Here is a 20,864-nt window from a genome sequence, read left to right on the forward strand (position 1 = left end):
GTGTCTAGATTATTTGGAACAGATGGTGTCCGGGGGCTGGCCAACGGCCTGCTGACAGCAGAACTGGCCCTGCAGCTGGCCCAGGCGGCCGCCGTCGTGCTCGGCCATGACCGTGCTGCCAACGGGGAGAGGCCCCGCGCCGTGCTGGCCCGGGATCCCCGCGCCAGCGGCGAATTCATTGCCGCAGCCGTGGAAGCCGGCCTCTCCAGCTCAGGCATCGACGTCTACGACGCGGGCGTCCTGCCCACCCCCGCTGCCGCCTACCTCGTGGCGGACCTGGATGCGGACTTCGGTGTCATGATCTCCGCCTCGCACAACCCCGCTCCGGACAACGGCATCAAGTTCTTCGCCCGTGGCGGCCAGAAGCTCCCCGACGAGGTGGAGGACGCCATCGAAGCCCAGATGAGCAAGGAAGCCGTCCGCCCCACCGGTGCCGACGTGGGCCGCATCCAGCGCTTCTCCGACGCCGAGGACCGCTACATCGTCCACCTGCTCCGCACCCTTCCCCACCGCCTGGACGGCCTCACCGTGGTGCTGGACTGCGCCAACGGTGCCGCCAGCGGCTGCTCGCCCCAGCTCTTCAAGGACGCCGGCGCTGACGTCATCGTCATCGGCGCAGATCCTGACGGCCTGAACATCAACGACGGCGTCGGCTCCACCCACCTCGGCCCGCTCAAGGAAGCCGTGGTCAAGTACCGCGCCAACCTCGGCATCGCCCACGACGGAGACGCGGATCGCTGCCTCGCCGTGGACCACGAGGGCAACGAGGTGGACGGCGACCAGATCATGGCCATCCTCGCCGTCGCGCTCAAGGAGTCCGGGAAGCTGAAGGACGACGTCCTGGTGGCCACCGTAATGAGCAACCTGGGCCTCAAGATCGCCCTCCGCGAGGCCGGTATCACTATCGTGGAGACCGCAGTGGGGGACCGATACGTCTTGGAAGGCATGCGCGACGGCGGCTACAACCTGGGCGGCGAACAGTCCGGCCACGTCATCTTCTCCGACCACGCCACCACCGGTGACGGCCTCCTCACTGGCCTGCAGCTCGCCGCGCAGGTAGCGCTGACTCAGAAGCCGCTCAAGGAGCTGGCCACCGTGATGACCAAGCTCCCACAGGTCCTCATCAACGTCAGGGGCGTTGACCGCAGCCGGGTCAGCAGCAATGACGTCCTGGCCCAGGCCGTGGCAGCGGCGGAAGCAGCGCTCGGTGAAACCGGCCGCGTCCTGCTCCGCCCCTCCGGCACGGAGCCCGTGGTCCGCGTGATGGTGGAAGCCGCCGACGAAGAGACGGCCCAGTCCATCGCCGAGCACCTTGCCCAGGTGGTCCGGACAGAGCTCGCGCTGGAGCTCGCCTCGAACTAGCGCACCAAGAATTGTGGCCCGCCGCCCAGCAGGGAGGCGGGCCACTTTGCGTTCAGCAATAACTTACAGTGCGCGCTCCTTCAGCGCATCCCGGATCTCGGTCAGGAGCGCAACCTGCGGATCCTCCGCGGCGTCCTTCTTCACGTCCTTGTTGATCCCCAGCCGGCGGTTGCGGCGCTCGATCATGATGTTCATCGGCATCACCACCACGAAGTAGATGGCCGCGGCGATCAGCAGGAAGTTCACGATGGCGGTCAGCAGGACCCCGAATTCGATGGCGTTGCCGTTCAGCTCCACCCTCGCGAAGCTGTCGAAGTTGGGCGCGCCCACCAGGCCGGAGACGAAGGGCATCAGCACCTTGTTCACCAGCGCCGTCACCACCGCGCCGAACGCGGTACCCATGACGACGGCGACGGCAAGGTCAACCACGTTGCCCTTCATGATGAAGTTTTTGAATCCACTAAGCATGGAAACCAACCTAGCGCACCGGCATTACAGGTACGCGGGCGCCGCCTCCAGGCCGAAATATTCCTCCAGCGTGCCGATGCCGCGGTTCGCCATGTCCGTGGCCGCCTCCACGCCCACGTACCGCAGGTGCCACGGCTCGTAGTAGTAGCCCGTGACCGGGTGCAGCATCCACGGATACCGCACCACGAACCCGAACCGGTGCCCGTTCGCCTTCGCCCAGGACGCCGCGGGCTGGTCGGCGAAGCACGGCTGGAAGCTGCAGGCGCCCCCGCCGTCCCCGATGTCGAACGCCCACCCCGTTTGGTGCTCGGAATGGCCGGGGCGCGCGCTGGCCGTGTCGGCGTCGGCCTGTCCACGTGCGGCGACGTACCCGTTGTAGGTGGTCACCTGCGTGCTGTACGAGCGGTAGCCGCTGGCCAGGACCATCGCCACTCCGTCCTGCGCGGCCGCCGCGAACATCGCCTCGGCCGCCGCCGCCGTCGTACTGTTCAGCAGCGCTGCCTCGCCGGCGGCGGAGATGGCGACGGCGGGACGCACCAGGTCAGCCGGCACAAAGTCCGCCGGCTTCAGGGGGCGGTGCTTGTTAACGATGACCCACTGGCTGGCCGGGTCATCAAGCGAGAACTGCCGCGCCAAGGTGGCGGACGGCGACGGGGACGGCACCTCGGGTGACTGGCCCACCGTGGCGGCTTCCGCCGTCGGGCCCGCTGAAGCGGTGACGGCTGCGGGGGAGGGGGACGCGGAGGAAGCAGCGGACGACGGCGGCACGGCCTTGGGTGCCGCAGGCGTGCAGGCTGCCAGGACAGTCAGCCCGGCCCCCGCTGCGAGGAAACGGGTGAAGCTGCGCCGGCTGGGGGACCCGCATTGGTAGCACACCTGTGCTACACCTTCCGGAGGAGCATGCGGCGGATGGAGTGGTCCGCCTCTTTGGTCAGCACCAGCTGCGCCCGGCCCCGCGTGGGAAGGACGTTCTCCTCCAGGTTGGGCTCGTTGATCCGCTTCCAAATGTCACGGGCCGTGCTTTCGGCTTCATCGTCGGACAGCGTGGCGTAGCGGTGGAAGTAGGACTCCGGCTGCGCGAACGCGGTGCTCCGCAGCTTCCGGAACCGGTCCACGTACCACTCCTCGATGTAGGAGGTTTTGGCATCTACGTAGATGGAGAAGTCGAAGAAATCGCTCAGCGCCAGGCCCTGGCGGCCATCATGCCGCGGCCGCGCCGGAGCCAGCACGTTCAGGCCTTCCACGATCAGCACGTCCGGGCGGCGGACCACCACTTCCTTGCCGGGAACGATGTCGTAGGTGACGTGGGAGTACCAGGGCGCGCGCACTTCCTCGGCGCCGCCCTTGATCTCGCTGACGAAGCGCAGCAGCGCGCGGCGGTCGTAGGACTCCGGGAAGCCCTTCCGGTCCAGCAGCTGCCGGCGCTTGAGCTCTGCCAGGGGATAGAGGAAGCCGTCCGTGGTGATGAGCTCCACATTGGGGGTGCCCGGCCAGCGGCGGAGCATCTCACGCAGCACGCGGGCAATGGTGGACTTGCCGACGGCAACCGAACCGGCAACGCCGATCACAAACGGGGTGCGCTGGGTCTGCTCACCCAGGAACGTGGTGGTGGCCGCGTGCAGTTGCCCCGCCGCCTCCACGTACAGGTGCAGAAGCCGTGACAGCGGCAGGTAGACGTCCCTGACTTCGCTGATGTCCAGGGGATCACCGAGCCCGCGAAGGCGCAGCACGTCCTCTTCATTAAGGGGCTGTTCCATCTGGGCTGCGAGCCGGGACCAGGTTTGCCGGTCCAGCTCCACGAACGGCGAGGCACCCTCCCCGTTCGCTTCATTGCGTTGCGAAGTCACGGTAAAGATTCTGCCCCGCGCCCGGCCCATCACGAAATGACGCCCCTGCTCAGCGCGGCGGCGCACGTCACGTTGGCCGTGCAGGGCGGCGTGCCGGACGGCCTGCCGGTTTAGAGCAACAGCCACGCTGCCGATAGTCTTGTGCCTATGTGTGGAATCGTGGGATACGTAGGCCGTCCGGTTGACGGTGCAATTAACGGTCACAGTGCCCTGGATGTTGTCCTTGAGGGACTGCGCCGCCTGGAGTACCGCGGTTATGACTCTGCCGGGGTCGCGGTGGTGTCCCAGGGCGCCATCGAGTCACGGAAGAAGTCCGGGAAGCTGAGCAACCTGATCGCTGAGCTGGAGGCCCGCCCGTTGCCGGAGTCGGTGACCGGTATTGGTCACACCCGCTGGGCCACGCACGGCGGCCCCACGGACCGCAACGCGCACCCGCACCTGGCGGACGGCGGCAAGCTGGCCGTGATCCACAACGGCATCATCGAAAACTTCGCCGAGCTCAAGCTCGAGCTGCTGGAAAAGGGCGTCACGTTCCTGTCCGAGACGGACACCGAGGTCGCCGCGGCCCTGCTGGCCGACATCCTCCGGAACAAGCTCGGCGGGGAGACTGCCAACGGCGGCCTGACCCACGCCATGGAGCTGGCCTGCCAGCGCCTGGAGGGTGCCTTCACCCTGCTGGCCGTGCACGCTGACCAGCCCGACGTCGTCGTGGCCGCCCGCCGCAACTCACCGCTGGTGGTGGGCCTGGGCGAGGGCGAGAACTTCCTGGGCTCGGACGTGTCCGGGTTCATCGACTACACCCGCCGCGCCGTGGAGCTGGGCCAGGACCAGATCGTGACCATCACCGCGGACACGGTGGAGATCACCGATTTCTACGGCAACCCCGCCCAGGGCAAGGAATACCACGTGGACTGGGACCCGGCCTCGGCGGAAAAGGGCGGCTTCTCCTCCTTCATGGAGAAGGAAATCCATGACCAGCCCGACGCCGTGGCGCAGACCCTGCTGGGACGCTCGGACATCAAGGGCAAGCTGACCCTGGACGAGCTCCGGATCGATCCCGAGCTGCTCAAGCAGGTGGACAAGATCATCGTGCTGGCCTGCGGCACCGCCGCCTACGCCGGCATGGTGGCCAAGTACGCCATCGAGAACTGGTGCCGGATCCCCACCGAGGTGGAACTCGCGCACGAGTTCCGCTACCGCGACCCCATCCTGAACGAAAAGACCCTGGTGGTCTCGATCAGCCAGTCCGGCGAGACCATGGACACGCTGATGGCCGTCCGCTACGCCCGGGAACAGGGCGCCAAGACCATCTCCATCTGCAACACCAACGGCTCCACCATCCCGCGGGAATCCGACGCCGTGCTCTATACGCACGCCGGCCCGGAAATCGCGGTGGCGTCCACCAAGGCGTTCCTGGCGCAGATCACCGCCGCGTACCTGCTGGGCCTGTACCTGGCGCAGCTGCGCGGGAACATCTTCTCGGGCCAGATCAAGGACGTCCTCGCGGACCTGAACAAGATCCCCGCGAAGATCCAGACCATCCTGGACAACGCCGGCCCGCTGCGCGAACTGGCCCGGTCCATGGCCAACGAGAAGTCCGTGCTGTTCCTGGGCCGCCACGTGGGCTACCCCGTGGCCCTGGAAGGTGCTTTGAAGCTCAAGGAAATCGCCTACATCCACGCCGAAGGCTTCGCAGCCGGTGAGCTCAAGCACGGCCCCATCGCCCTGATCGACGACGGCCAGCCGGTGTTCGTGGTGGTCCCCTCCCCGCGCGGCCGCGACTCGCTGCACTCCAAGGTGGTCTCCAACATCCAGGAAGTCCGCGCCCGCGGCGCCCGCACCCTGGTCATCGCCGAGGAAGGCGACGAAGCCGTCAAGGCCTACGCCGAGTACGTCTTCTACGTCCCGGAAACCCCCACCCTGCTCATGCCCCTGCTCACCACCGTCCCGCTGCAGATCTTCGCCGCGGAACTGGCAGCCGCCAAGGGCTACGACGTGGACCAGCCCCGCAACCTCGCCAAGAGCGTCACCGTCGAATAGCGGACAAGCTAGCGGGAGGCCCCAGACCCTGCGGTCTGGGGCTTTCTCTGCTTTAACACGCAAGTGCCAAAACCATATGGTTGCGCTGATGGCGGACAAGCACAGTATCCGGTCTGAACCGCGGCGTGCGCCGGCTTGCGGCCAGGGCCGCCCCCGTAGAATGAAGCGCATGATCGTTGGCATTGGGGTAGACGTAGTAGACATCGAGCGGTTCGGCCGCCAGCTGGAACGGACGCCGGGCCTGAGGGACCGCCTGTTCGTGCCGGCGGAGCGGGAGCTGAACACCCGCTCCCTGGCAGCCCGGTTCGCCGCGAAGGAAGCCGTGGCCAAGGTCCTGGGTGCCCCTGCCGGCATGAACTGGCAGGACTGTTGGATCGGCCTTGACCACAACGGACCCACCGTCCAGGTCAAGGGAACCGTCCTGGCGGTTGCGGAGGCCAAGGGCGTCAAGCGCTGGCACCTGTCCATCAGCCACGACGGCGGCATCGCCACGGCCACGGTCCTGGCCGAAGGCTGACCCGGCGGCCGCCGCATGATCAGTGCCTACACCGGAACCCAGGTCCGGGCAGCCGAGGAACCCCTCCTGGCCGCCGGCCTCGGGGACGTGCTCATGCAGCGCGCCGCGCACGGCCTGGCCAACGCCATCGTCCGCGAACTCACGTCCCGGGGCCGCCGCCTGAACGGTGCCCGCGTGGTGGTGCTGGCGGGCAAGGGCAACAACGGCGGTGACGGCCTTTACGCCGGCGCCTTCCTGGCCTCCCGCGGCATGCGTACGACGGCGGTACTCACCGGGGATGCGGCTCATCCGGCTGGTCTGGTGGCCTTTGAGCGCGCGGGCGGCCGGGTGCACCGGCTCGCTGATTCGGCACTTCCGGAAGTGGCGCGGGAAGCCGCCGCGGCCGACGTCGTCATTGACGCCGTGCTGGGGACCGGTGCCAAGGGCGGGCTGCGCGGAAGTGCCGCTGACCTGGTCCAGGCCGTCAGTGACGGAAACAGGCGTGGCTTCGTGGTGGCCTGCGATCTTCCCAGCGGCGTGGACGCCGATACCGGCGAGGCCCACCTTCCGGTCCTGCCCGCCGACCTGACCGTCACCTTCGGGGGAGCGAAGGCGGGCCTGCTTGCAGACCCCGGCGCTGACTACTCCGGACGCGTCCTGGTGGTGGAGATCGGGATTGAGGAGCACCTGCCGCAGCCGTGCCTGCGCCGGCTCGAGGACGCCGACGTGGCCCGCCTCCTGCCGCAGCCGGCACGGCGGGCACAGAAGTACTCCCGCGGCGTGCTGGGCGTGGTGGCCGGCTCCGAGGACTACCCGGGAGCCGCCGTCCTGGCATGCCGGGGCGCCCTTGCCGCAGGAGTGGGCATGGTGCGGTACCTTGGTCCGCCGTCGGTGGCAGACCTGGTGCGGCAATCCTGCCCGGAGGTGGTGTGCAGCACCGGGATGGTGGCCGAGAACCGGGTCCAGGCATGGCTAGTGGGCTCCGGCATGGGCCCGCAGGACCACGACCAGCTGGCCCGCGCGCGTGACGCCATCACGTCCGGCCTTCCCGTCGTTGCGGACGCCGGCGCCCTGCCCGCGCTGCCCGAAACCCTCGCCCCGCACGTGGTGCTGACACCGCACGCGGGGGAGCTGGCATCGCTGTTCCAGCGCCTGGGCGGCGGTGAGGACCGCGATGCGGTGGAGGCGGGGACGCTCGCGGCCGTCCGCCAAGCTGCCGGCCGCACCGGAGCCACCGTCCTGCTCAAGGGCGCCAGCACGCTCGTGGCCGCGCCCTCGGGCGAAACCTTCAGCCAGGCGGACGGCACGCCGTGGCTCGCCACTGCCGGCAGCGGGGACGTCCTTGCCGGCGTCATCGGTGCGCTGCTTGCCCAGGCAGGGCCCGACGTCGGACCCTTCAGTGCGGCGGGCATCGCGGCGGACGGGCGGTGGGCCGCCATCGCCGCACTTGGGGCCGCCCTGCACGGCCGTGCCGGCCGTGTAGCGGCGGAGGCGGTGTCAGGCGGTCCCATTACCGCTGGCGGGGTTGCGAATGCCATACCGGAAATTTGGGGTAAAGTCAGCATGCTTAGTAAACATGGAGCCTGGAAACGTAATAGTCACAGCCAGCCACTACGGTAGGCATTAGTTCGCACCAGCAGCAGGGGCGTTCCGATGCCCTCGCTGCTGACCACAAAATGAGGAGCACGATGGAAGTCTGGCCTGGAAATGCCTACCCGCTGGGAGCTACCTTTGACGGCACCGGCACCAATTTCGCCCTGTTCAGCGAACGGGCCGAGCGGGTTGAACTCTGCCTCCTGTCCGATGACCTGACCGAAACCCGGATCGAACTGACCGAGGTGGACGGCTACGTGTGGCACTGCTACCTGCCGCACATCCAGCCCGGCCAGAAGTACGGCTACCGCGTGCACGGCCCTTACGATCCCGCCAGCGGCAACCGCTTCAACCCGAACAAGCTGCTGATGGACCCCTATGCCAAGGCCATCCAGGGCCAGATCGACTGGGATCCCGCGCTGTTCTCCTACGAATTCGGCGACCCTGATTCCCGCAACGACGCCGATTCCGCCCCGCACACCATGCACGGCGTGGTTATCAACCCCTTCTTCGAATGGGACGGCGACCGCCAGCTGAAGATCCCGTACCACCAGTCGGTAATCTACGAAGCCCACGTCAAGGGCCTCACCGAACTGCACCCGGAGATCCCCGAAGAACAGCGCGGCACCTATGCCGGTGTGGCCCACCCTGCGGTCATCGACCACATGAAGAAGCTCGGCGTCACCGCCATCGAGCTGATGCCGGTCCACCAGTTCGTCAACGACGGCACCCTGGTGGAGAAGGGGCTGAACAACTACTGGGGCTACAACACCATTGGCTTCTTCGCCCCGCAGAACACCTACAGCTCCACCGGCGACGTCGGGCACCAGGTCCAGGAATTCAAGGCCATGGTCCGCGACCTGCACCGCGCCGGGATCGAAGTGATCCTCGACGTCGTCTACAACCACACCGCCGAAGGCAACCACCTGGGCCCCACGCTGTCCTTCAAGGGCATCGACAACCAGGCCTACTACCGCCTGGTGGACAACGACCTCAAGCACTACATGGACTACACCGGCACCGGCAACTCGCTGAACGTGCGCCACCCGCACTCCCTGCAACTGCTCATGGACTCCCTGCGCTACTGGGTCACCGAAATGCACGTGGACGGCTTCCGCTTCGACCTCGCCTCCACCCTGGCCCGTGAGTTCTACGACGTGGACAAGCTCTCCACCTTCTTCGAACTCATCCAGCAGGACCCCGTAGTCTCCCAGGTCAAGCTGATCGCAGAACCGTGGGACGTTGGCCCCGGCGGCTACCAGGTGGGCAACTTCCCGCCGCAGTGGACCGAATGGAACGGCAAGTACCGCGACACCGTCCGCGACTTCTGGCGCGGCGAGCCCTCCACCCTGGGCGAGTTCGCGTCCCGGCTGACCGGCTCCGCCGACCTGTATGAGAGCTCCGCCCGCCGGCCGGTGGCCTCGATCAACTTCGTCACCGCCCACGACGGTTTCACCATGCGGGACCTGGTCTCCTACAACGAGAAGCACAACGAGGCCAACGGCGAAGGCAACAACGACGGCGAATCGCACAACCGGTCCTGGAACTGCGGCGTTGAAGGCGACACGGACGACGACAAGGTCCTGACCCTGCGCGCCCGCCAGCAGCGCAACTTCATCGCCACCCTGCTGCTCTCGCAGGGTGTGCCGATGCTGCTGCACGGCGACGAACTCGGCCGCACCCAGCAGGGCAACAACAACACCTACTGCCAGGACTCCGAGCTCAGCTGGATCCACTGGGAAGCCATGGACCAGCCGCTGGTGGAGTTCACCGCCTTCGTCAACAAGCTCCGCCATGACCACCCCACGTTCCGCCGCAGCCGCTTCTTCGACGGCCGCCCGGTACGCCGCGGCCAAGGCGAGAAGCTGCCGGACATCGTCTGGCTGAAGACCGATGGCACCGAGATGCTGCCGGAGGACTGGGGGAGCGGCTTCGGCCGGACCATCGGCGTGTTCTACAACGGCGACGGCATCCAGGAACAGGATTCCCGCGGCCGCCGGATCACGGACGACAGCTTCATCATGGCGTTCAACGCCCACGACGACGTTGTGGACTTCTGCCTGCCCTCCGACGAGTACTCGCAGTACTGGGAGGTGCTGATTGATACGGCCAAGCAGGCCGATGCCTACGAGCCCCTCAAGGCGAAGGCGACACTGACGCTGGAAGCGAAGTCGATGGTGGTGCTGCGCGCCTACTCCGGCCCCGAGGAAGAAGTGGACACGTCGGCAGCCGCATCCCTGGCGTCCATGGCCGAACATGAGGAAGCCCAGGAGGAGATGGTGGAAGCTCAGACCAAGGCAGCGGAAGCAAGCGAGGCAAAGGCAACGAAGGCATGAGGACCCCGGTCTCCACCTACCGTTTCCAGATCCGCAGCAGCTTCACCCTGTTCGACGCCGCCGAACAGGTCCCGTACCTGAAGGATCTCGGCGTGGACTGGGTGTACCTGTCGCCCATCCTCACCGCGGAGAAGGGCTCGGACCACGGCTATGACGTCACCGACCCCTCCGCGGTGGACCCGGACCGCGGCGGGCCGGAAGGCCTGCTGGCGCTGTCCAGGGCGGCCCGCGAGCACGGCATGGGCGTCCTGGTGGACATCGTGCCCAACCACGTGGGTGTAGCATCCCCGCCGCAGAACCCCTGGTGGTGGTCCCTCCTCAAGGAAGGCCGCGGCTCACCCTACGCCGAAGCGTTCGACGTCGACTGGGATCTGGGCGCCGGAAAGGTCCGGCTCCCCATGCTGGGCTCGGACGACGACCTGGACAAGCTGGAGGTCAAGGACGGCGAACTCCGCTACTACGACCACCGGTTCCCCCTGGCCGAGGGCACGTACAGCGACGGTGACTCCCCTCAGGAGGTGCACAGCCGCCAGCATTACCAGCTGATGGACTGGCGCCGTGCCGACGCCGAGCTGAACTACCGGCGCTTCTTTGCTGTCACCACGCTCGCGGGCATCCGCGTTGAGGTGCCGTCCGTGTTCGAAGAGGCCCATGCCGAGGTGGGCCGCTGGTTCACCGAGGGCCTGGTGGACGGGCTCCGCGTGGACCACCCGGACGGCCTGGCCGATCCCGCTGGCTACCTGCGCTGGCTCAAGGACCTCAGCGGCGGGGCATATGTCCTGGTGGAGAAGATCCTTGAACCCGGGGAAGTGCTCCCGCAGGAGTTCGCGTGCGAAGGCACCACCGGATACGACGCCCTGGCGGACGTGGACCGGGTCTTCGTGGACCCGGCAGGGCAGCAGGCACTGGACACACTGGATGCCAGGCTGCGCGGTTCCTCGGAGCCAGCTAACTATGCAGAGATGATCCGCGGCACCAAGCGGATGATCGCCGACGGCATCTTGCGCTCTGAGGTGCTGCGCCTGGCCCGGCTGGTTCCAGAGTCCTACGGGCTTGAACTGGACCAGGCGGCCGACGCGATCGCCGAGATCATCGCGTCCTTCCCCGTGTACCGGTCCTACCTGCCGGTGGGCGCCGACGTCCTCAAGGAGGCCTGCGAGTCAGCCGCCGCGCACCGGCCGGACCTGGACGTGGCGGTGGGAACCCTCCTGCCGCTGCTCCTGGATCCTGCCAATCCCATTGCCATCCGGTTCCAGCAGACCTCCGGCATGGTGATGGCCAAAGGGGTGGAGGACACGGCGTTCTACCGCTACACCCGGCTGGGCACCCTGACTGAGGTGGGGGCCGAACCCACCGAGTTCGCCGTGCCGCCGGAGGAATTCCACCGGCGGATGCAGCGGCGCCAGCAGGACCTGCCGCTGTCCATGACCACCCTGTCCACCCACGACACCAAGCGCAGTGAGGATGCCCGGGCACGGATCTCCGTCATCGCCGAGCTGCCGCAGGAGTGGGCAGAAACGCTGGAGACTCTCCGCGGCCTGGCACCGATCCCTGACGGCCCGTACGAGAACCTGCTGTGGCAGGCAATCATCGGCGCCTGGCCGGCCAGCCGGGAACGGCTGCAGGGCTATGCCGAAAAGGCGGCCCGGGAAGCCGGCAACTCCACCAAGTGGACCGACCCCAACGAGGAATTCGAGGCGTCAGTAAAAGCCGCCGTGGACGCAGTCTTCGACAACGACAAGGTTGCCAAGGTGGTGGCGGACTTCGTGGCCCGCATCGATACCTACTCACCCGCCAACTCGGTGTCCGCCAAGCTGGTCCAGCTGACCATGCCCGGCGTGCCCGACGTGTACCAGGGCAGCGAGTTCTGGGAACGTTCGCTGACGGACCCGGACAACCGCCGTCCCGTGGACTTCAGCGCCCGGCAGGCGGAGCTGGCAAAGCTCGACGCCGGCACGTTGCCTGACGCGGGCACGGAGGCCAGCAAGCTTTTGGTCACCTCGCGGGCCCTCCGCCTGCGCCGGGACCGGCCGGAGCTGTTCAAGGGATACACGCCGGTGGCCGCCACCGGCGCCGCAGCGGAGCACCTGCTCGCGTTCACGCGGGGAACCGACGCCTCCTCCGGCGCCCTCACGCTTGCCACCCGGCTCCCCGCCGGACTGCAGGCCGGCGGCGGCTGGCGGGACACCGCCGTCGAGCTTTCCACCACTATGCGGGACGAACTCACGGGGGCCAGCTACGGACCCGGCCCGGTTTCGGTGGCAGAGGTCCTGGGTACCTACCCGGTGGCCCTGCTGGTACCCGCGGTTGGAGAAAAGGCATGACCCTGGTCAACGTTGGACCCGAACGCTTCGACGTCTGGGCACCGGACGCCAAGTCCGTCATCCTGCTGGCAAACGGCCGGCAGTACCCCATGCTGGCGAAGGAAACGGAGCCGGGCTCCGAAGGGTGGTGGACCGCCCCCGACGCTCCTGCGGACGGTGACGTGGACTACGGATACCTGCTGGACGGGGACACCACCCCCATCCCGGATCCCAGGTCCCGGCGGCTCCCCTCCGGCGTGCATGAGCAGTCCAGGACCTACGATCCCGCAGCCTATGCATGGCAGGATTCGGACTGGCGCGGCAAGGACCTGCAGGGTTCGGTGATCTACGAACTCCACGTGGGCACCTTCACCCCCGAAGGAACCCTGGACGCGGCCGTGGAGAAGCTGGGCTACCTGGCGGACCTGGGCATCGACTTCGTGGAGCTGCTGCCCGTCAACGGCTTCAACGGCACGCACAACTGGGGCTACGACGGTGTTCAGTGGTACACCGTGCACGAAGGTTACGGCGGCCCGGCGGCGTACCAGCGTTTCGTTGATGCCGCCCACGCCGCAGGGCTGGGCGTCATCCAGGACGTGGTGTACAACCACCTGGGCCCCAGCGGGAACTACCTGCCCAAGTTCGGCCCCTACATGAAGCAGGGGGACGCCAACACCTGGGGCGACTCCGTGAACCTGGACGGCCCCGGTTCGGACGTGGTCCGCGATTACATCCTGGACAACGCCGCTCTCTGGCTGCGCGACTACCACGTGGACGGGCTCCGCCTGGACGCCGTGCACGCGCTGAAGGATGAACGCGCGGTGCATATCCTGGAGGAGCTGGGGGCTTTGGGCGACTCCATCTCGGCCGAGTCCGGGCTGCCCAAGACGCTCATCGCGGAATCGGACCTCAACAACCCGCGCCTGATCTATCCCCGGGACACCAACGGGTACGGACTGGCCGGGCAGTGGAGCGATGACTTCCACCACGCGGTGCACGTCAGCGTCAGCGGTGAGACCACCGGCTACTACTCGGACTTCGAGTCCTTGGCCGTGATGGCCAAGGTGCTGAAGGACGGGTTCCTGCATGATGGCAGCTATTCCAGCTTCCGTGGGCGCCACCATGGACGGCCCATCAACGCCTCCCTGGCACACCCGGCGGCGCTGGTGGTCTGCAACCAGAACCACGACCAGATCGGCAACCGCGCCACCGGGGACAGGCTCTCCCAGTCCCTGTCCTACGGGCAGCTGGCCGTGGCCGCGGTCCTCACGCTGACATCGCCGTTCACGCCCATGCTGTTCATGGGCGAGGAATACGGCGCCACCACGCCGTGGCAGTTCTTCACGTCCCACCCGGAACCGGAGCTCGGGAAGGCCACCGCGGAAGGGCGCATCAAGGAGTTCGAGCGCATGGGGTGGGATCCCGCCGTCGTGCCCGACCCGCAGGACCCGGAAACCTTCCGCCGGTCCAAGCTGGACTGGACCGAGGCCTCCACCGGCGACCATGCACGGCTTCTCGAGCTGTACCGGGCGCTGACGGCGCTGCGCCGCGAGCATCCGGAACTGGCGGGGCTCGGCTTTGGCGAGACGGAGGTGTCGTTCGACGACGACGCCGGCTGGCTGCGGTTCCGGCGGGGGAGCGTTGAGGTGCTGGTGAATTTCTCCGACTCGAAGGTCCGGCTGGACGAAGCCTCCGGCAGCGTCCTGCTGGCCACGGACGAAGGAACCGCCCTGGACAGCGAATCCCTGGACCTGGCGCCCTGGAGCGCCGCGATCCTCAAGTCCTAAAACGAAGGGTTACGCCGCGGACACAGTCCGCGGCGTAACTTTTCTGCTGAGCGCTAACGCCTGATGTGTAGCGCACGTCACAACTGGCAGGATGGAACATATGACTTATTCAGCAGCGGACAACCGCTACGAATCAATGCCCTACCGCCGGGTGGGCCGCAGCGGCCTCAAGCTCCCGGCCATCTCCCTGGGCCTGTGGCACAACTTCGGCGACGACAAGCGCTTCGAGGAACAGCGGGACATCCTCCGCCGCGCCTTCGACCTCGGCGTCAACCACTTCGACCTTGCCAACAACTACGGCCCGCCGGACGGGTCCGCCGAAACCAACTTTGGCCGGCACCTGCGGGACGACTTCAAGCCCTACCGCGACGAACTGGTCATCTCCACCAAGGCTGGCTACTACATGTGGCCCGGACCCTACGGTGAATGGGGTTCCCGCAAATACCTGATTTCCAGTCTGGACCAGTCGCTGCAGCGCATGGGGCTTGACTATGTGGACATCTTCTACAGCCACCGGCCTGATCCGGAAACGCCTATGGAAGAGACGATGGGCGCCCTGGACTACGCCGTCCGCTCCGGCAAGGCACTGTACGCCGGCATCTCGTCCTACACGCCCGAGCAGACCGTTGAGGCCGCCCGCATCCTCAAGGAACTGGGTACACCGCTGCTGATCCACCAGCCCAGCTACTCCATGCTCAACCGCTGGACCGAGGACGGCTCGCCAAACCTGTACGAGGTGCTGGACCAGGTGGGGGCTGGATCCATCGCCTTCTCGCCGCTGGCACAGGGCATGCTCACGGACCGCTACCTTCACGGCATCCCCGAAGACTCCCGGGCAGCCAAGGCCCGCTTCCTCTCGGAGGACTCCATCACGGAGGAGAAGCTGGACCGGGTCCGTGGGCTGCGGACGATCGCCGAAGGCCGCGGACAGTCCCTGGCCCAAATGGCCATCGCGTGGATCCTGCGGGACCAGCCCAAGGGATCGCCCGTTACCTCCGCCCTGATCGGCGCCTCAAGTGTCCGGCAGTTGGAGGACAGCCTGTCCGCCATCAACAACCTCAGCTTCTCCGACGACGAACTGACCGCCATCGACGAATTCGCGGTGGAGTCGGACATCAACCTCTGGAAGCAAAACGCCTGACGGATGATTTCTTACGTGGCGGGACCGGGCGCAACCGCGCCCGGTCCCGCTGCGTTGGGTAGTATGAAAAGGCGCCGCGCGGCGCCGTGCCAGCCGGCCGCCGTCGTACTTTCTGCGAGGCAAACCCGGCCGGCTGACGTTTGTCCCCAAAGGAGTTCTGTGTCTTCACATCCGATCCGTGTTGCAATCGTTGGCGTGGGCAACTGCGCCGCCTCGCTGGTGCAGGGCGTCCAGTATTACAAGGATGCCGATCCCGCTGAGACCGTTCCCGGCCTGATGCACGTTGAGTTTGGCCAGTACCACGTGGGCGATGTTCAGTTCGTCGCCGCGTTTGATGTTGACGGCAAGAAGGTCGGCGTTGACCTGTCTGACGCGATTCTGGCCAGCGAGAACAACACCATCAAGATCGCCGACGTCCCGCCCACCGGTGTCACCGTCCAGCGCGGCCACACCCTGGACGGCCTCGGCAAGTACTACCTCGAGACCATCGAGGAATCCACCGAAGAGCCCGTGGACGTGGTCCAGGCCCTCAAGGACGCCGAGGTTGACGTCCTGGTCTGCTACCTGCCCGTCGGGTCCCAGGAAGCGGCGGAGTTCTACGCCCAGGCTGCCATCGACGCCGGCGTTGCGTTCGTTAACGCCCTGCCGGTCTTCATTGCCGGGACCAAGGAGTGGGCTGACAAGTTCACCGCCGCCGGTGTTCCGATCGTGGGCGACGACATCAAGAGCCAGATCGGCGCCACCATCACCCACCGCGTCATGGCCAAGCTGTTCGAGGACCGCGGCGTGACCCTGGACCGGACGTACCAGCTGAACGTCGGCGGCAACATGGACTTCAAGAACATGCTGGAGCGCGACCGGCTGGAGTCCAAGAAGATCTCCAAGACCCAGGCCGTGACCTCCAACGTCGAGGCCGAGCTGGCCGCCAAGGACGTGCACATCGGCCCGTCCGACTACGTGCAGTGGCTCGATGACCGCAAGTGGGCGTTCGTCCGCCTTGAGGGCCGCAACTTCGGCGACGCCCCCGTGTCGCTTGAGTACAAGCTGGAAGTCTGGGACTCGCCCAACTCCGCCGGTGTGATCATTGATGCGATCCGCGCGGCGAAGATCGGCCTGGACCGCGGCATCGGCGGCCCGCTGCTCTCGGCTTCGAGCTACTTCATGAAGTCCCCGCCGGAGCAGTTCAACGACGACCTCGCCCGCGAGAAGGTTGAAGCCTTCATCCGCGGCGACCTGGACCGCTAAGCTCCACACCCCTCGTTGCTCTATCAGTTGTGGTCCCTAAACCCCAAGGTTAGGGACCACAACTGATAGAGCAACCTGTGTTTAAGAGTCCCGCAGCGCGGCCCGAATCTGCTGTACCGCCCGGCGGAAGTCATCGGCAAGATCGTCAGCGTTGAACTTGAAATAACGCCAGTGCGCAGAGTGAAAGCTTTCGTCCCGCCGGTTATCGCGGGACTGTTGCTCGCGCGTAAGGTGATGGCCGCCGTCGTACTGCACAGCGATCTGGTGCCGCCGATAGCCCAAATCGGCTGCAGGCGAGTAGGCGTCTCCCGGGACAATCTGAACCTGCAGCTCTGGCTCCGGAAGCCCTGCTTCGATCATGGCAAGGCGAAGGAAGGTTTCCGGCGCGGAGTCTGCTCCCACACGAATCATGTCGACGGCGGCGCGCGCCTTGACGATGCCCTGCATCTTGGGGTGCCGCTTCAGCAACTGGCGAAGTTCGGTAATGCTCGACCAACACTGTGTTCGCGGCTCAAGTCCCTGGTGAGGTTGGCGGACGAGCTGATCACCGATAGCTACGACATGTTCCAAAGGAAGCAGGCGAGCCAAGTCCAGCCACGTCCGCGCCGGGGTTGAGATCCTCATCTGTTCCCAGTCCATCGTTTCGTTCTCATAGGTGAGAACGGTATGTCCGATGACACCTTCGCGTCTGACCTGCGGCAACGATCTCGGTTTACTGAGGTGCAGATCCCTGCAATCCTTCAGCCACGGCGGGAGCCAGAGTCCCAGAAGGATCGCTGCTGTCTGGTGTGAAATCCATGCTCCGGGAGTTGCTGCCGATAAGGCGCGTGCCAGATCCGGAAGCTCAAACTCCCACGTGGAGGGCAGATACAGCGCTCGGCCTCCGGTAGTCAGATCGGACGAGCGTAGCCGTCCCGGGCTGAGGCTTGCGGCCCTCGCTTCAAGGACCGTGAAGGGAGAACTTGCGAGATGGGCCGGCAGTGGCGGGACGGGTCGCATGGGGATCATTGTTGCCCGTAAGTCCCGGGCCCTGCAGAAGTTGTCCACACCCTTTCGTTGCTCTATCAGATATGGTCCCTAAATCCGGCGTTAGGGACCATATCTGATAGAGCAACTCGGGGAGGTCAGGTGAGGCCGACGGGGTTGCCGTCCGCGTCCACGTCCATGCGCAGGGCTGCCGGGACGGCGGGGAGGCCGGGCATGGTCATCACGGCCCCTGTGAGCGCCACGATGAAACCCGCGCCGGTCTTGGGCAGCAGGTCGCGGACGTGGATGGTGAAGCCTTTCGGGGCCCCGAGCCGGGAGGCGTCGTCCGTGAAGGAGTACTGCGTCTTGGCCATGCACACCGGGAGACCGCTCCAGCCGTTGCGTTCGATGTCGGCCAGCCGTTTCAATGCCGGCACAGAGAAGTCAACGCCGTCCGCGCCGTAGATCTCCTGTGCAATGGTCCGGATCTTGTCCTCCACCGGCAGCCCCAGGGCGTACAGGTGCCGGAAGCTGTTGGGCCCCTCGGTAGCCTGGAGGACCAGGGCCGCCAGCTCGTCACCGCCGTCCCCGCCGCCGCCACGCCCCCACACGTCGGCCACGGCGGCCGCCACGCCCTCGGCAGCACACCATGCCAGCAGCCAGTCGAGTTCCTCCTGAGAATCGGAGGAGAACTTGTTGATGGCCACCACAGGGGTGACCCCGAATTTCTCCACGTTCCGCACATGCCGGCGCAGGTTCGCCACCCCCGCTTCGAGGGCAACCACATCCGGCTGGGCCAGCTGGTTTTTGGCCACCCCGCCCTGCATCTTCAGGGCCCGGATCGTGGCCACCACCACCACGGCCGATGGCGCCAGGCCGCCGTACCGGGCCTTGATGTCCATGAACTTCTCGGCCCCAAGGTCAGCGCCGAAACCGGCCTCCGTGACCACAATGTCCGCCAGCCGCCGGGCAGTCTGCGTGGCAATCAACGAATTGCAGCCGTGGGCGATGTTCGCAAAGGGGCCGCCATGGACCAGGGCCGGCGTGCCGGCGATGGTCTGGACCAGGTTGGGTTTGATGGCCTCCTTCAGGAGCAGCGTCAAGGCGCCCTCCACCCCAAGGTCCGCTACCGTCACGGGCACCCGGTCATACGTGTAGCCGAAAGTAATGCGGCCCAGCCGCGACCGCAGGTCTGCCAGGTCCTTGGACAGGCAGAAAACGGCCATAACCTCAGAGGCCACCGTGATGTCGAACCCGTCCTGCCGCGGCACGCCCTGTGAAGGCCCGCCCAAGCCAATGACCACCTCCCGCAGGGCCCGGTCATTCATGTCCAGCACGCGCTTGAACGTCATCCGGCGGGGATCGATATTCAGTGTGTTGCCCTGGTAGATATGGTTGTCCACCAGCGCCATCAGGGCGTTGTTGGCCGACGTGATCGCGTGGAAGTCACCGGTGAAGTGCAGGTTGATCTCATCCATGGGCAGCACCTGCGAATACCCGCCGCCGGTGGCGCCGCCCTTCATCCCCAGGACCGGGCCCAGCGACGGCTCCCGCAGCGCGATCATCACCTTACGGCCAGCCCGGGCGAGGGAATCCGCCAGCCCCACGGTGGTGGTCGATTTGCCCTCGCCCGCCGGAGTGGGGGACATGGCGGACACCAGCACCACTTTGCCGTAGGGCGCCGGGGCTGCCAGCCTGGCCGGATCAATCTTGGCCTTATACCGCCCGTACTGCTCCAGGGCTTCCGGGTTCACCCCTGCGGCAGCGGCGATGTCCGCAATCGGCTCGATCCGGGCGGCACGGGCTATCTCAAGATCAGAAGGGAGAGCAGACATCCTTGTCCTTTCCCACGCAGTTCGTCCTGCGCAGTCCATTCCTGCACCGGCAGGCGCCGGGCGCATGCCCCTAAGCTAACAGCACCCAGGGCGCCTGCGAGCAATCCGGCGAAGGAAAATCAGGAAGCGGGAATAACCGGGGCCAGGCGCCTGCCCACAAAGTTCTCGACGGCGGCGTGGTAGCTTTCCAGCGTGATGGCGGCTGTGCGCTGCCAGCCGGAGTTCTGGGCGCGGATGGCTGCGGCCCGGCCCAGGTCCTCGCGGGTGGCGGGGTCGTCGTACAGGGCTTCCAGGGCATCGGCCCAGTCGGCAGCGTGGTGCCCGTCCACCAGCAGGCCGGTCCGGCCGTGGAAGATGGCGCGCGAAAGCCCGCCCACGCGGGTGGCCACCACGGGCGTGCCGCAGGCCTGCGCCTCGAGCGCCACGAGCCCGAAGGACTCGCTGAAGGACGGCATCACCACAACGTCCGCCGCACGGAACCAGGACGCCAGTTCAGGTGCCTTCACGGGCGGAAGCTGCGTGACGACGTCGTCCATTCCTGCCTCCGCAATCAGGCAGCGCAGGTTGAATTCCTTGTTGCCGCTCAAGGCGCCCAGGATGGTGACGCGCAGATCGATGTCCGGGCGACGTTTCCGCAACAGGGCCGCCGCCTTGACCAGGACCTGCGGACCTTTCAGCCTTTGGATGCGCCCGGCGAACACCAGGTGGAAGGTGTCCGGGCTGATTTCGTGCTGTGTCCGGGACCGGGCACGGAACGCAGGGGTGAAGGTGGCCAGGTCCACCCCGGGAGGGGCAATGTCAATGCGGTCGTACGTTGCGCCGTAGTGGGAGACGAGCTCGGCTGCTTCGGAACTGGTGTTGGCAATAAGCCTGGCCGCACCGTCCACGATGCGGTGCTCGCCCACCTCGCGCCGCCGGGGCTCGGGCTGTTCGCCGGACTCCAGCAGCAGGTTCTTGACCTTGGCCATGGTGTGCATGGTGTGCACCAGCGGCACGCCCCACAGCTCGGACAGTTCCAGCCCCGCGATCCCGGACACCCAGTAATGCGAATGGATGACGTCGTAGCGGCCGTGCGGCTGGCGGCGCCGGATCTGCTCGATCTGGGCCACCATGGCGTGCAGCAGCCCGGGAAGCTCCTCTTTGGGGATCTTCCGCGGCGGGCCGGCCAGGACATTGTGCACGCACACACCTGGATCGGGGTGTTCGACGGCGGGCTGGTCGGCTGAGGTGGCGCGCGTGAAGATCTCCACCTCCACGCCCGCCTCGGCCAGCGCGGACGCCAGCTCGCGGATGTAGACGTTCATTCCGCCGGCATCACCGGAGCCCGGCTGTTCCATGGGGGAGGTGTGGAGGGAAAGTAACGCGACCCTGCGGATCAGTGCCACGGGACCTCCTTCCGGCAGCCGGCAGGTGTGAGGGGAGCCGGCTCAGTGCGCATTCGATAA

15 protein-coding genes are annotated in these 20,864 nt (G+C 66.7%); 9 read left to right on the forward strand and 6 right to left on the reverse strand.

Going from position 1 to position 20,864, the window contains the following annotated elements; translation table 11 throughout:
• Complete coding sequence (gene glmM / locus QFZ60_RS05465; protein ID WP_307088837.1) at window positions 1–1,362, forward strand: phosphoglucosamine mutase; 1,362 nt, start codon at window positions 1–3, stop codon at window positions 1,360–1,362.
• A 63-nt stretch (window positions 1,363–1,425) separates the two neighbouring features.
• Here glmM and mscL read toward each other — a convergent pair whose 3' ends face one another.
• Genes mscL through coaA form a run of 3 tightly spaced genes read right to left on the reverse strand, consistent with a single transcriptional unit; the run spans window position 1,426 to window position 3,707 of the window.
• A complete protein-coding gene (gene mscL, locus QFZ60_RS05470; protein ID WP_307088839.1) occupies window positions 1,426–1,830 on the reverse strand; it encodes a large conductance mechanosensitive channel protein MscL in 405 nt (134 codons plus the stop codon).
• 24 nt (window positions 1,831–1,854) lie between these two features.
• Window positions 1,855–2,706 (reverse strand): D-alanyl-D-alanine carboxypeptidase family protein, encoded by an 852-nt coding sequence (locus QFZ60_RS05475; RefSeq protein WP_307088841.1) that lies wholly within the window; start codon window positions 2,704–2,706, stop codon window positions 1,855–1,857.
• Between the two features lie 5 nt (window positions 2,707–2,711).
• Complete coding sequence (coaA, locus tag QFZ60_RS05480) at window positions 2,712–3,707, reverse strand: type I pantothenate kinase (RefSeq protein WP_307093209.1); 996 nt, start codon at window positions 3,705–3,707, stop codon at window positions 2,712–2,714.
• A gap of 117 nt (window positions 3,708–3,824) precedes the next feature.
• Between coaA and glmS the strand changes: the two genes are divergently transcribed.
• From glmS to QFZ60_RS05520, 8 genes are all read left to right on the forward strand, one after another.
• The gene (glmS, locus tag QFZ60_RS05485; protein WP_307088843.1) at window positions 3,825–5,717 is read left to right on the forward strand and encodes a glutamine--fructose-6-phosphate transaminase (isomerizing); all 1,893 of its coding nucleotides are present in this window, start codon (window positions 3,825–3,827) and stop codon (window positions 5,715–5,717) included.
• Window positions 5,718–5,886: 169 nt separating this feature from the next.
• Complete coding sequence (locus QFZ60_RS05490; RefSeq protein ID WP_013601780.1) at window positions 5,887–6,234, forward strand: holo-ACP synthase; 348 nt, start codon at window positions 5,887–5,889, stop codon at window positions 6,232–6,234.
• 15 nt (window positions 6,235–6,249) lie between these two features.
• Window positions 6,250–7,833 (forward strand): NAD(P)H-hydrate dehydratase, encoded by a 1,584-nt coding sequence (locus QFZ60_RS05495; RefSeq protein ID WP_307088845.1) that lies wholly within the window; start codon window positions 6,250–6,252, stop codon window positions 7,831–7,833.
• 68 nt (window positions 7,834–7,901) lie between these two features.
• Window positions 7,902–10,142, forward strand: coding sequence for a glycogen debranching protein GlgX (gene glgX / locus QFZ60_RS05500; RefSeq protein ID WP_307088847.1), 2,241 nt, complete (start codon window positions 7,902–7,904; stop codon window positions 10,140–10,142).
• Window positions 10,139–12,466: a malto-oligosyltrehalose synthase gene (treY, locus tag QFZ60_RS05505; protein WP_307088849.1), complete on the forward strand. Its 2,328-nt coding sequence runs from the start codon at window positions 10,139–10,141 to the stop codon at window positions 12,464–12,466. Before glgX ends, treY begins: the two co-directional genes overlap by 4 nt.
• The gene (gene treZ, locus QFZ60_RS05510) at window positions 12,463–14,232 is read left to right on the forward strand and encodes a malto-oligosyltrehalose trehalohydrolase (RefSeq protein ID WP_307088851.1); all 1,770 of its coding nucleotides are present in this window, start codon (window positions 12,463–12,465) and stop codon (window positions 14,230–14,232) included. The genes treY and treZ overlap by 4 nt, the downstream gene beginning before the upstream one ends.
• A gap of 100 nt (window positions 14,233–14,332) precedes the next feature.
• Window positions 14,333–15,373 carry an L-glyceraldehyde 3-phosphate reductase gene (gene mgrA, locus QFZ60_RS05515; protein ID WP_307088854.1) on the forward strand — a complete coding sequence of 347 codons (1,041 nt, stop codon included), beginning with the start codon at window positions 14,333–14,335 and terminating at the stop codon, window positions 15,371–15,373.
• Between the two features lie 159 nt (window positions 15,374–15,532).
• Window positions 15,533–16,618, forward strand: a complete 1,086-nt coding sequence (locus tag QFZ60_RS05520) for an inositol-3-phosphate synthase (protein WP_307088856.1) — start codon at window positions 15,533–15,535, stop codon at window positions 16,616–16,618.
• Window positions 16,619–16,699: 81 nt separating this feature from the next.
• Here QFZ60_RS05520 and QFZ60_RS05525 read toward each other — a convergent pair whose 3' ends face one another.
• The 3 genes from QFZ60_RS05525 to mshA all read right to left on the reverse strand — a co-directional run bounded on the left by QFZ60_RS05525 (window position 16,700) and on the right by mshA (window position 20,804).
• The gene (locus QFZ60_RS05525) at window positions 16,700–17,320 is read right to left on the reverse strand and encodes a DUF559 domain-containing protein (RefSeq protein ID WP_307088858.1); all 621 of its coding nucleotides are present in this window, start codon (window positions 17,318–17,320) and stop codon (window positions 16,700–16,702) included.
• 422 nt (window positions 17,321–17,742) lie between these two features.
• Window positions 17,743–19,419 (reverse strand): formate--tetrahydrofolate ligase, encoded by a 1,677-nt coding sequence (locus QFZ60_RS05530; protein ID WP_307088860.1) that lies wholly within the window; start codon window positions 19,417–19,419, stop codon window positions 17,743–17,745.
• A 119-nt stretch (window positions 19,420–19,538) separates the two neighbouring features.
• Window positions 19,539–20,804, reverse strand: coding sequence for a D-inositol-3-phosphate glycosyltransferase (gene mshA, locus QFZ60_RS05535; RefSeq protein ID WP_307088863.1), 1,266 nt, complete (start codon window positions 20,802–20,804; stop codon window positions 19,539–19,541).
• Window positions 20,805–20,864: the final 60 nt, after the last annotated feature.

This window comes from Arthrobacter sp. B2I5, assembly GCF_030816735.1.
Classification (GTDB): Bacteria; Actinomycetota; Actinomycetes; order Actinomycetales; family Micrococcaceae; genus Arthrobacter.

Bases quoted from the DNA above. Each gene is read 5' to 3' on its own strand.
- mscL (WP_307088839.1), bottom strand. From the start codon at position 1,830: ATGCTTAGTGGATTCAAAAACTTCATCATGAAGGGCAACGTGGTTGAC.
- coaA (WP_307093209.1), bottom strand. From the start codon at position 3,707: ATGGGCCGGGCGCGGGGCAGAATCTTTACCGTGACTTCGCAACGCAAT.
- glmS (WP_307088843.1), top strand. From the start codon at position 3,825: ATGTGTGGAATCGTGGGATACGTAGGCCGTCCGGTTGACGGTGCAATT.
- QFZ60_RS05490 (WP_013601780.1), top strand. From the start codon at position 5,887: ATGATCGTTGGCATTGGGGTAGACGTAGTAGACATCGAGCGGTTCGGC.
- QFZ60_RS05495 (WP_307088845.1), top strand. From the start codon at position 6,250: ATGATCAGTGCCTACACCGGAACCCAGGTCCGGGCAGCCGAGGAACCC.
- glgX (WP_307088847.1), top strand. From the start codon at position 7,902: ATGGAAGTCTGGCCTGGAAATGCCTACCCGCTGGGAGCTACCTTTGAC.
- treY (WP_307088849.1), top strand. From the start codon at position 10,139: ATGAGGACCCCGGTCTCCACCTACCGTTTCCAGATCCGCAGCAGCTTC.
- treZ (WP_307088851.1), top strand. From the start codon at position 12,463: ATGACCCTGGTCAACGTTGGACCCGAACGCTTCGACGTCTGGGCACCG.
- mgrA (WP_307088854.1), top strand. From the start codon at position 14,333: ATGACTTATTCAGCAGCGGACAACCGCTACGAATCAATGCCCTACCGC.
- QFZ60_RS05530 (WP_307088860.1), bottom strand. From the start codon at position 19,419: ATGTCTGCTCTCCCTTCTGATCTTGAGATAGCCCGTGCCGCCCGGATC.